At 72.6% G+C, this 12,822-nt stretch carries 1 protein-coding gene; it reads right to left on the reverse strand.

Features of this window, described 5'->3' with window-relative positions; all coding sequences use genetic code 11:
• Window positions 1–229: 229 nt before the first annotated feature.
• On the reverse strand, window positions 230–12,679 hold the full coding sequence (locus JEQ17_RS46380; RefSeq protein ID WP_200400955.1) for a non-ribosomal peptide synthetase/type I polyketide synthase: 12,450 nt from the start codon (window positions 12,677–12,679) through the stop codon (window positions 230–232).
• Window positions 12,680–12,822: the final 143 nt, after the last annotated feature.

Here is a 12,822-nt window from a genome sequence, read left to right on the forward strand (position 1 = left end):
CTGGGACGTGATTTCGCAATTCTGGCGCGGGGCGCCGGCGAAGGAGTCGCAGCAGGCCACGGAGGCGCTCCTCGGCACGGGCCCGCGAGAGCTTTGCGCTCCGGCGGGCCCGGCCGTTTGACCAGCGTGTACGGGACCGGTCGCTTGGTCGGCTCGTACGGGAACCGACGGCCGGTGCGGGACGGTGTCCGCCGCGCCCGCCCGTGCCCGCTTCCGCGACGGACACCGGTCAGCGTTCTCTTGGCACACCGGCCGCCATGTCGGCGCCGACCACGTGCCCGAGCAGGTGGAGCGGGGCCGCCGTCACCTCGGCCCGGTCCACGGCCTGGGCGTAGGCGTGAGCCGTCTCCTGGTCCACCAAGCCGTGCACCAACGGCAGTTCCGGCAGAGTGGAGTGCAACAGGGACTCCGTACGGCAGGAGGCGAGGGTGTCCTCGATCCAGGGCTGGGCGAGATAGCCGGCCGCTGCCGCGGCGGGCAGCCCCTCGGCGGGCTCACGACGGGTGCGGCCGATGTGGAGCAGCCCACCGCCCAGGACCAGTACGTCCTGCTGCTCCCGCATCCGGGCGAGCGCTCGGGCGGTGTCGAAGCAGTGGGGGAACGAGTCGTCGATCACCGTGGTTCCGGGCCTCAGCCGGTCCACGTCCAGGACCGCGGAGCTGCCGCTGACCGCCGTCACCAGCAGATCGGCCCCGTACACCGCGTCCGGCAGTGCCTGTCGGGACTCCACCACCTCAATCTCGTCGGCCAGCCCGCGCTCACGCAGGTTCCGGGCCAGTTCCGTCAGTCGCGGTCCGCTGCCGCGTACGTCGCACAGCATGAGCCGCCGTGGCGGACGGGTGGCCCCTGAGAGGAGCAGTTCCATCGAGGAGGAGCCGATCGAACCCAGCCCCACGAACGCGACATCGAGATCCGCGAGGTGCCGGCCGGTGGCGTCGAGGGCCGCCTGGACGGTCTTGACCACCGACACAACGGTCGCCGCATGGCCTGTCGTCACGGCCGCCGTCCCCTCGACGCAGGACAGCACGTCGAAGCCGTAGCCGGTCAGTGACGGGATCATCCCCGCCAGTGAGACGCAGCGCGCGCCGAGCGAAGAAGCCAGCGACACCGCGCGGCCGGCGTGCCGAACGAGACCGGGATCCCGGCCGAGTTCGTCGGCGAACAGCGGCACGCAGACGAAGCCGGATCGACCCAGTGGCGTCTCCACCGTCTCCAGGAGGCGCGGCCCGCCGTCGGGGAACAGCATCGAGCGCAGCTCGGCGCGTGGCAGCGCCCCCTCGGGCAGGCCCGCCAGCCGCGCCAGATGGTCGGGGGCGGGCAGGTACCCGACCAGCGCCGCGTCCATCGTCTCCCGAGGCCTCTGCCGTCGAACCACGGTCGCAGGGCTTGATGCCCGCGCCAGCCGGGCGCGGATCGAGTCCGCGAAGCCGTCCAGCGCGGGCGGCGAGAAGGCCCTCGCGGACCCACGGAGCGTCACGCGCAGCCCGTCCCCGTCCGGCCGCACCGCCATGAAGACGTCCGTCGCCGTCGACGGTGGAGCGAACGCGCTGTCCGCGTCCTCCCACGACACCGTCAGCGTGCCGCCGCTGGGGGCGGCCAGCGCGGAGAAGTCCAGGAAGGTGAAGAAGAACTGCGACGTCAGCGGCAGCCCGTTGGCATGCCGCGGCAGAACGTCCTCGTGGGTCCGTGCCTCCTCGGCCTCGGCCACGATCCGGCGCAGGGCATCGGCGAAGTGTCCTTGCGTCGGCTCCGGGCCCGCTGCGCCGCGCGGCCGTATCGGTACGGCCGCAGCGAACGGGCCGAAGATCCGGTGTACGTCCGGCAGCGGCCGGTCCCGCCCGCTCACCGCCAGCCCGAGGATCAGGTCCGCCTGGCCGGTCGCCTCCGCCAACTGCTGGTAGTAGGCGGTCAGTAGTGGCGCGTAGAGGGTTGCTCCCGCTTCTGCCGCTAGGGCGCGGAGCGCTGCCGTACGGCTCGCGTCGAGTGTGAACTCTGCCGAATGGAACGCGGGGGTGGCGCCGCCTGTCGTGCAGCTGCTGCCGTCGGCGTGGTTGGGGGCGCGCAGTACCGGGGGACGATACGGGGCGCTCAGCCGGGTTCGGCGTTCCGCGGCGTTGGGCGTTGAGCCGGATCCCGTTCCAGCTCCTGCTTCCGACTCTGCTCCGGTTTCGACGGTCGCCTCGGCCAGCAGCAGGCAGTGGTCGCGGAAAGTGGCGCGAGGTGTGGACAGTTCGGCGGTGCGGTCGGCGGTCAACAGGTCGTACGCGTCTGTCAGTTCCTGCATGAGCAGGGCGGCGCTGTACCCGTCGCCGATGAGGTGGTGTGCGTGTACGAGGAGGACGTGCTCGTGCGGAGCCAGGGTGAGCACGCGAAGTCGCAGCAGGGGCCAGGTCCACGGCTCGAAGCGTCGGCCGGCCTCGGCCGCGGCCCGCTCGTCCACGTCGCCGGGGTCGCGAAGCGTCTCGAAGACGACCGGCAGCCGCAGTGAGCGCGGCAGTTCCTGCTGGACGGGCGGCCGCGCCCCGGAGGGGAAGACGGTACGCAGCATGGCGTGGCGTTCCACCAATAGGTCCACCGCGGCCTGGAAGACATCCTGGTCCAGCGGGCCGGACAGTCGCAGCCGCGCGAGCCAGGCACTCCCGCCTGGTGAGAGTTCCTCGGCGAGGAGGAAACCGCGCTGGCCCGGGGTGAGGGGGAAGGGGGCCGTGTGGTCGTCTCCGGCCGAGCGGGAGCGTGCGGCGGTGGCCGTCCCCGTTCCAGACCCGCACGGTTGCCCGGCGCCGGCATCCACCGCCGTGTTCACAGCGGTGTCGACCACTGCGGCGAGCGCGGCGAGAGTGCGGTGCCGGTAGATGGCCGTCGGCCTGGGCAGCGGCCCCTCCTGCTCCCCGAGCCGGGCGAACACCTGGAGGACGAGCATCGAGTCCCCGCCGAGGTCGAAGAAGTCGTCCTCCCGACAGACGGGGCCGACGTCCAGAAGTTCGGACCAGATCGCCGCGAGCCGCCGTTCGGTCGGCGTCGCCGGGGGAGTTCCACGGCCGACAGCAATCGACAGCGCAGCCGATGCCCTACCCGCACGGCCCACCGGGGCCGTTGCCCGGTCGGCCAGAGCGCGGCGGTCGACCTTGCCGGTCCCGGTCAGGGGCAGCGCGTCGACGACCGTGATGTGCGCCGGGATCATGTACGGCGGCACGATGTCCGACAAGTGTCGGCGCATGTCGCGGGTGTCCGGTCGGTCGGAACGGGACCTTTCGGAACCGGGTCCGTTGGAACCGGGCCGGTCGGAACCGGGTCTGTTGGAACCGGGCCGGTCGGAACCGGGCCGGTCGGAACCGGGCCCGTTGGAACCGGGCCGGTCGGAATCGGGCCGGACGGTCACGAACGCCAGCAGCCGCCCCTCGCGCGCGGTCACCGCGGCCCGTGCGATGCCGGGGTGCGTCTGGAGGGCCGCTTCGACCTCTCCCGGCTCCACCCGGTTCCCGCGGATCTTCACCTGGTCGTCTACACGGCCCAGGAACTCCAGGGTGCCGCCCTCACCACGGCGTACCCGGTCACCGCTGCGATACCAGCGGCGACCGTCGCGTACGGCGAACGCACGGGCCGTCAGCTCCGGCTCGCCCAGGTAACCAGGTGTCAACCCGACGCCTGAGATGAGCAGTTCGCCGAACTCGCCCGGCCCGCACGGGGTGCCGTCGGGGCCGACCACTTGGAGGTCGGTACCGGCGACGGGCCGTCCGATCGGCAGCAGCTGTACGTCGTCGTCGGGGCGGACGTCGATGACATGACAGGTGGCGTTGATGGTCGCCTCCGTGGGCCCGTACAGGTTGGCGATCCGTGTACCGGCTCCGAACAGGTCGAACCACCGGCGTACGTGCGCGGCGGGCAGCGCCTCGCCTCCGACGTGCACCCAGCGCAGTGCCGACAGGTCCGGTCGGCCCACCCCGTGTCGCACCTGCTCCTCGGCGGCCGACAGCAACTGCTCCCACAGCGTCGGCACGGAGCTCCATACGGTGATCCGTGACCGCTCCACGTACGCGAGCAGCAGTTCGGGGTCGCGCCGCAGTTCCTGCGGCACGGTCATCACGGTGGCGCCGACCAGGAGCGGTGCGAGCAACTGGCGTACGGACGCGTCGAAGCACGGCGACGCCGTCTGGGCCAGGCGGTCCTGCGGGCCGTAACCGAAGGTGGCGACCGCCCAGTCGAGGTAGTTCTCCATCGCCCGGTGGGTGATGGGGACCGCCTTGGGACGCCCGGTGGATCCTGAGGTGAAGATGACGTACGCGATCGCCTGTGAGGCCGATGTAGTTGGCGTCGCCTGTGTGGCCGGTGCGGGCTGCGCGATCGGCAGGTCGTCGACCGCCACAGCCTGAACTCCTCTCAGAGCATTGGCAGTTGACAACGTCGATGCATGGCACACCACGACAGTGGCACCCGTGCGGGCCAGTTGATCAGCCAGCCGTGCCGTGGGGTGGCCCGCATCCAGTGGGACCCAGCCGGCACCGGCCCGCAGGATGCCCACCACGCCGATCACGGTGTCAGGGCCGGGTTCGGTGAGGAGTCCGACCAGGTCGCCCGGACGCACACCGAGAGCCCGCAGGCGCGTGGCGAGCAGAGCCGATGCGTGGTCGAGGGCCCCGTAGGTGAGTGTCGTCGTTCCGTCATCGACGGCGGTTGCCGTGGGCGTCGCGCGGAACCGGTCGAGCAGCCGTGCGACCAGGCGCGAGCCGCTGTCCGATCCGGCGAGAGGCGCGGACGGCACGGCGGAAGCGGGGGAGGCGAGCACGGCAGGCGCAAGGGCAGGCGCGGGCGGTGCAGGGAGCGCAGACAGCGCGGCCAGTTCCTCCAGTTCCGCGCGGTACTCCCGGTTCAGACGCGCCACCGTCCCCCGCTCGAAGAGCGGCAGCGGGAAGTTCCACGACATGCGCAGCACAGGGCCGTCCGCCCAGCACAGCAGGCTCAGCCGGGTCGCGGCCGAGCCGGTGCCCGCGGCGGTCGCCCGCACTTCCACCGGGCAGTCGGCCGCCAGGTGGGCGGGGAAACGGGCGAAACTGAAGCCCGCCGGGCTCGCCGTGCGAGGGCCGCCGTCGGCACCGGACAACAGCGCGGCCAGGTCAAGGCTGCTCAGATCGGCGTGCCGCTCGCTCTCCAGCCATGCCAGGCGCAGCCGCGCCGCCAACGCCACGAGCGGCTCCTCCTTGTCCGCCTCGCACAGCAGCGGAAGCGTGTCGGCGAGCGGACCGACAAGCCGGTCCACCCCGTCGAACCGGTCCTCGCGCCGGGCCCGGGCCACGTTCACGGCGATGTCCCGGCGGCCCGTCCAGCGCACCAGACAGCGCACGTAGGCGGCGAGCAACAGGTGGAACAGCGATACGTCATGCGCGGCGGCCAACCGTTCCAGGCCGGTGGTGAGGTCCGAGTCGAGTACGCCGTGGTGTTGCACGAGCGGACCCGACGGGGGTGCGTCGGGATCGCCGTCGTACGGCAGCCGCAGCGGTTCGCCCCGCCCGGAAAGGCGCTCCGCCCAGTAACGCCGGGTGTCGTCAGGGCTGTTGGAACCGGGGGAGCAGTCGCGTGCCGCTGCGTACGTCGCGAAGTCCAGCGACGGCGGAAGCAGTTGGGGGCGTTCTCCGCGCCAGAGCGAGGTGTACAGGGCCCACAGGTCTTCGGCCAGGACGTTGAGGCTGTACCCGTCCGCCGCCACGTGATGGACCACCAGCAGCAGATGCGCGAGGTTCGGTTCCTGACTGAGTACGACGGCCCGCACCGGCGGTTCGACGGTCAGGTCGAAGGGCCGGTTGCACAGGGCCGATTCGACGTCCGCCACGCTCTGGGCAGACCCCTCGCGCACCTCGTACCAGGTCTGCAGGGGCATCGTCGGTGCCAACCGCTGCATTGGCGTGGCGCCCGCGTCGTCGATACGCAGCCGCAGCATGCCGTGCCGCTCGGCCAACGCTGTCAACGCCCGGCCCAGGACATGGGTGTCCAGCGGGCCGCGGATCGTCAGGCGCAGATGGCCACGGGCCGGGACGTCCGGATGCAGTCGGCTGCTGGTGTACAGGGCCAGTTGTACGGGGGTGAGGGCGAAGGGAGTGCGGTCGTCCGCCGCAGACGGAAGCGGGGCACGGCGCGAGCTCAGGCCCGCCTCAACGGCATCGGAATCGGCATCAACATCTGCACCCGCTCCGGACACGGTCTGCGTGTCGATGTGGGCGGCCAGCTCGCGCACGGTCCGGTACTCGAAGAAGAGCGTGGTGGGCCATGGCCGTCCCGTCCTGCGCTCCAGGCGTTTCACGAGGTCGACGGCGCCCAGCGAGTCCAGCCCGAGCGACAGGAACGGGGCGTCGTTGTCGACGGCCGACGCCGGTACGCCCAGGGACTGCGCGAGCAGTTCCCGGAGCACGGAAGCGGAGCCGGAGCCGTCGCCGGAGCCGCAGTCAGTGTCGGTACGGGAGCTGGAGAAGGACGTCGGCCCCTCCGCGCCGGAGGGCTGAGGTACCGCCGCTGAAGCGGACTGCGGCGGCGGTATCACCGCAGGCCGCCCCGGCGAGTCGGCAAGGACCGGCCCCCGCACGGACGTCAGATCGGCGAGTACCAGTTGCGCCGCGTCCGTGTCGCACGCCGACCGCAGCGCGGACAGTGCGGGCGCGGTCGCCAGCGGCTGACTCCCGGCGCGCGGGAGGCCCCCGACGCCGAGCGAGGAGGCGAACGGCGAGGTGAACGACGACGCGAGCGACGAGGCGAGTCCCGTCTCGGCGAACGGCCCGAGGTTCACCGACAGCCAAGCCCGTCCGGCCCGCCGCTCGGCGGCGGCGAAGGAGTCGAGGAAGGCGTTCGCGGCCGCGTAGACGCCCAGCGCCCCGGCCAGTCCGGGCAGCACCGAGGACACGGAGGAGAACGCGACACACACCCCGGGACGCTGCCCGTGCCGGTGCAGTGCCTCCGACAGGAGCATCGTGCCGAGCGTCTTGGCCTGAAGCGCGTCCACCGCTTCCTGTACGTCCGTTGCGCGCAGGCTCCCGGGGCGCACCACTCCGGCCGCGTGGAAGACCCCGTCCAGCGGGGGCAGTTCGGCGACGAGCTTGTCGACATCGTCCTGCGCCGCGAGGTCGGCCGGGTGGTAGCGGGCATCCGCGCCGAGCTCCGCGAGTTCATCCACCAACCCCTCGGGCGGCTGCGGAGAACGGCCTGTGAGGATGACCACCGGCCGCCCACGGCCGGCGAGGTCCCGGGCCAGGGTGGAACCGATGCCCCCGCAGCCGCCCGTGATCAGAAAGGTGCCGTCGGCGGGCAGTCGCTCCCGTCCGCGCGGCGTCTCGGCGGGTTCCGGGACGACGGTCCGTACGAACCGCCGCCCGTCCCGCCAGGCGACCACCCCGGCCGCCTGCGGCGCAGCAACCTCGGCGAGGACGGCCCGGAGCCGTTGCCCGGCGTCGTCGAACGACGCCAGGTCGACCCAGTTCGCCACCACTCCGGGGAACTCCTCGGGCACGGCCAGAGCGAGGCCACCCACCACGGCCTGAGCCGGGTCCGAACGCTCGGAGCCGTGTCCGGTGACGTGCACGTCCTCGGTCACGACCAACAGACGGCCGGCTCCGACCCGGTCGAGCAGCGCGAGCGCCTCCCGGAACGCCGTAACCCACCGACGCTGCAGCAACTCGAACTCGGCAGCCGCCGTCCCGTGCTTGGCCGACCCGGCGACCAGAACCACCGTCTGCGCCGCAGCCACTCCGGCGTCCGTGATCGCCTCCACACCCCGCCCCGCGAGCTGCTCCGCGAGCGCGCGCGCCGCCGTCCCGTCCGGGCCGGTCACCAGCACGGGTCCGACGGGAGCGCCGTCGACCAGGGGCGCCGCCTGCCACGTGACGCGGTGCAGCAGCCCATGCGCCGAGCTGTCGGGCAGGACCCCGTGTGCTGCGGTGTCGGGCAGGGCCCCGTGCGCCGCGGTGCCGGACACGAGCCCGAGCGCCGCCGCGCCGTCGGGCCAGTACCGCCGCCGCTGATAGGGGTAGGGCGGCAGCGGCACACGCCGACGGCCCGCGTCGAGCGCCGTACGGTCCAGCCTCACACCCCGCGCCCACAGGTGCCCCACCGTCTCCAGCAACTCCCGAGCCCCGCCCGGGATACCGCCCTCGGCGGCCTCGGCGCCCCCGGCGGCCCCGGTACGGTCCGGCTCCCCGGGCGCGGACACGACGAGCACACGACCGCCGTCCGTGCCGTCGGCCCGGTGATGGGCTGCCGCCGCGCGGATCGGTCCCGCGAGGTTCTCGTCCGGCCCGAGTTCGACGAAGGTGTCGTAGCCCTCATCCAGCAGCCGTGCCACGGCCCGGCCGAACAGCACCGGCCGCAGGGCGTGTTGGCGCAAGTGGTCCGGGTCCATGCGCGGCTGCCACTCGGCGGTGAGCGTGCTCATCACGGGCAGGTCGGCAGCGCCGGCGTCCAGAGTGCGTGCCGCCTCGACCAGGGACTGCGCGACCGGCTCCATGAGCGGTGAGTGAAACGCGTGCGACACCCGCAGAGGGCGCACCGCCGCTCCCAGCCCGGCGAGCTTCTCCGCCGCCCGCTCGACCGCGTCGGGGTCGCCGGAGATCACCAGTCGCCCGGGACCGTTGTACGCGGCCACCGCGAGCTCGCCCGGCGCTGCGGCCACCAGGGCCGCCACGTCCTGTTCGGCGGCTCCCCGTACGGCCAGCATCGCGCCCGGTGCGGTCAACGTGCCCATGAGCCGCCCGCGTTCCGCCGCGAACCCCACCGCGTCGGCAAGCGACAGCGCGCCACCGACACAGGCGGCCGCCAGCTCGCCGACGCTGTGTCCGACGAGTGCGTCGGGCCGTACACCCCAGGCCATCAACTGCCGGGCGAGGGCCACCCCGTGGGCGACCAGCAGCGGCTGCGCCACCTCGGTGGCGGCCTGCGCCCGCGGATCCACCTCCGGGTCCACGCACCAGGACGTCAACTGCCGCCCGTGTACGGCGCCGACGCGGGCGGACGCCTCGTCGAGCGTGTCGCGATAGACCCGTGCCGTCGCGTACAACGCCCTGCCCTGGCCCGGCCGCAGAGCGCCCTGGCCGGGAAAGACGAAGACGTTCCGCGGCCGGTTCGCCACCGTCCCGGTGACCATTCCCGGCAGCTGGCCGTCACCCGCGGCGAGCGCATCGGCGAGCCGCTCCCGGAGGTCCCCGTCGGCCACGACGGCGAGCCGGTGCGGTCCCTCGTCCCGTGCCACGGCCGCCGCCAGACAGATGTCACCTTCCGCGAGTTCCGGGTGGTCGCGCAGATGGTCCGCGAGACGGGAGGTCCAGGCGGCCAGACCGTCCGCACTGCGCGCGGAAAGGGTCAGCAGGTGCGGCCCGCTTCCCGCGCGCGCCGCAGCGGCAGATTCAGGGGTCGGCGGTGCCTGTTCCAGGACCGCGTGCGCGTTCGTGCCGCCGAAGCCGAAGGCGTTGATGCCCGCCCTGCGGGGACCGTGCGACTCCCAGTCGGTCAGTTCGGTGACCAGGGCGAACCCGGACCGCTCGACCGCGGGGGAGGGCGAGGCGTTGTGCAGGGAGGCCGGAAGGCGGCCCTGCCCGAGGGCCAGCACCACCTTGACCAGGGAGGGCAGGGCGGCCGAGTTCAGCAGGTGTCCGACATTCGTCTTCACCGAGCCGAGCAGCCGCGGCCGACCGTCCGGACTGACCGGGAAGGCCTGCGCGAGTGACCGAAGTTCGATCGGGTCGCCGACGGCCGTACCCGTCCCGTGAGCCTCGACATACGTCACCGTCCGGGGATCGACGCCGCAGATCTCGTACGCCCGGCCGATCGCCTCGTGCTGCCGCTGCGGATTGGGTGCCATCAGGCTCAGGGAGGTGCCGTCGTTGTTGACTGCGGTGCCGCGTACGACGGCCAGGATCTCGTCGTTGTCGCGGCCGGCTGCCTCAAGTGGCCGCAGGACAAGGGCAGCTCCGCCCTCGCCGGGTACGAACCCGTCTGCCGCTGTGCTGAAGGCGCGGCTGCGGCCGGTCGGTGACAGGGCCTGTGCCGACTCCAGTGCCTGGTACCCGTCGGGCGTGAGGTGGAGGTTGACGCCGCCGACCACGGCGAGGTCGCACTCCCCGTCCGCGAGGCTGCGCCGGGCCAGGTGCAGTGCCACCAGACCCGACGAGCACGCGGTGTCCACGGCGAGCGCCGGCCCGTCGAGGTCGAGGCAGTGCGCGACACGGGCGGCGACCAGGTTGGGCAGGTTCCCGGTCAGTGCCGTGGCCGCGGGTGCCGTACCGGCCGGGGCCGATTCGGCGAGGATCTGCCGGTAGCCGCTGTCTCCGACGGCGGCGAAGACGCCGACGCGCAGGCCGCGGCGGCGGCTTCCGGCGTAGCCCGCCCGTTCCAGTGCCTCGTGGGCGAGTTCGAGGAAGATCCGTGCCTGCGGGTCGAGGGTGCGGGCCTCCTCGTCGCCGATGCCGAAGTGCCCGGCGTCGAAGGCGGCCGGGTCGTCGAGGAAGGACCCCCAGCGTCCGCTTGAGCCGCCGGGGGATGCCTGCTCGCCCGCCTGTGTCGGGAGCGTGCCGCCCCACCGTCCCGGCGGCACCGTGGTGACAGCGTCCCGCCCGGCGGCCAGCAGGTCCCAGAACTCCTCCGGCGTGTTCGCGCCGGGGAACCGGCAGGCCATCGCGACGATCGCCGTCCCGGCTGCGCCGACGCGGGCGGGCACCGTCCCCTGTCCATCGGCCCCCTGTCCATCGGCGGCGTACGACCGTCGACCTGACGAATCGTCAACTGTCGCCAGCAGCTGGTCGGTGAGCGCGTTGACGGTGTCGTTGCGCATCACGGCCGGAGCGAGGGTGACATCCAGGGCATGCTCCAGTTCGGCGAGCACTTCCATGGCCTTGAGCGAGGTGCCGCCCAGATCGGTGAACCGGTCCCGGTCCGTGAAGGACGCCTCGGGTCGTGCAAGTACTCGTGCCCACACGTCGCGCACCAGCTGCCGCACGTCGGCGCGCGAACGGGGTGGAGCCGATCGCCGTACGTCGTCAGGTTGCCGCGGCCCACCCGTCGCTTCGCCAGGGCCGGACGAGGCCGCGGGCCGGTACGACCCCACCTCGAAGCGGGCCCGCATCCGCTGCCGCTGCAGCTTGCCGCTCGTGGTGCGGGGGAAGGCCGACGGCGGGAGAGCGAGGACGTGCACGTCGTCGTGGCCCAGTGCGCCACGAACCCGCCGCGCGACCTGGTCCAGCACATCCGTCGCGGTGTGCGGCGGGCGGCTCCAGGACACGAACACCACCACGCGCTCGCTCCCGGTCACCGGGTCGGTCGAGCCGACAACGGCCGTGATGCCACCAGGCAGCCCGGGCGTCGCGGCCGCCACCTCCTCCATGTCCGGGGCGTGGAAGGTGCGGCCGTTGAGGAAGAGGACATCCTTGTGCCGGCCGCTGACACACAGTCGGCCGTCCCGCAGGAAGCCGAGGTCACCGGTGCGCAGCCAGCCGTCCGCGAAGGTCTGCGCGGTCGGCTCGGGAAGGCGGTGATAGCCACGCGCGATCTGCGGGCCGCTGACCTCGATGTGACCCACCCGGCGGTCACCCAGCGGCCGGCCTGCCTCGTCGGTGATCCGCACCGCGCAGCCGGGCACAGGTACGCCGACGTCCATCACTTCCACGGCGTCGCCGCCAGGCTCCCGTTCCACCGCGCGGCCACGGCTGAGAGCGGCCCGGTCCAGTGCCACGGGCGCCGCCACTTCGCCGGGCGGCGGGAAGGTGACGGCCAGCGTCGCCTCGGCGAGCCCGTAGACGGGCGTGGCCGCGCGAGGGTCCAGTCCGGTCGGCTCCATCCTGGCCGCGAAATCCCGCCACACCGTCGCCGAGATCGGTTCGGCCCCGACCAGCATCAGTCGTACCGGGCTCAGGTCCACAGCCGCGAGTACCTCGTCGGGGACCCGGCGGACGGTCAGGGCCAACGCGAAGTTGGCGGCCGACAACACCGTGGCCCGATGCGCGGCGGCCACGTCGAACCACAGCCGCGGCGACTTCGCGAACGACAGGGGACCGATCTTCACCTGCTTCGCCCGCACGGAGAGTGGCGCCAGATGGGTGCCGATGAGACCCATGTCGTGGAAGTAGGGCATCCAACTGACCACGACATCCTGCTCGTTGAGCCCGGAGGCGGCGGCCATCTGCCGCAGGTTCGCCACGACCGCCGCGTGCGTCAGCTCAACCCCCTTGGGAGACCCGGTACTTCCGGAGGAGAACTGCAGGAAGGCCAGATCGTCCGGGCCCGGCATGACAGGCGCGACCGGTTCGGCGCACTCCCGCAGTGTCTCCAGCCGCAACATCCTTGCGCTGTCGGGCAGTTCGGCGGCGACCCCCGCACAGGCCGCGTCCACCACGACGGGCGGACGGCCGAGGTGTTCCCACACCGGGGCGACCCGCCGCGCGTCGGGCGCGAGCGGCACCGGCACCAGTCCGGCGGCGAGCGCGCCCCAGAACATCGGCTGGAAGTCCTCGCTGCGGTCCGCCAGCAGCGGCACGCAGGTGCCGGGCTCGACGCCCGCGCCGCGATAACCGCCCGCGACGCGCAGGGACTCGTCGAGCAACTCCCGGTACGTGACCGTCAGTTCGCTGCCGTCGCCACGGACATGTACGACGACCTGCTCAGGGGCCTGGCGGGCTGCGTCCAGCAGTACGTCGAACAGCGATGCAGTCTTCATGGGTCCGTTCGTTCGTGCGTGGGTTAAATGAGCCGGTGCAGCGGTGGGTCAAGTTCGGGTGGCGAGACGAAGGCTCTTGACCTCGTCCTTTCATTCATTCGGGAGCCTGCCGGAGCCTGTGTCCCGTTTCATGAGTACGCATA

Source organism: Streptomyces liliifuscus (assembly GCF_016598615.1).
Lineage (GTDB): Bacteria > Actinomycetota > Actinomycetes > Streptomycetales > Streptomycetaceae > Streptomyces > Streptomyces liliifuscus.

Bases quoted from the DNA above. Each gene is read 5' to 3' on its own strand.
- JEQ17_RS46380 (WP_200400955.1), bottom strand. From the start codon at position 12,679: ATGAAGACTGCATCGCTGTTCGACGTACTGCTGGACGCAGCCCGCCAG.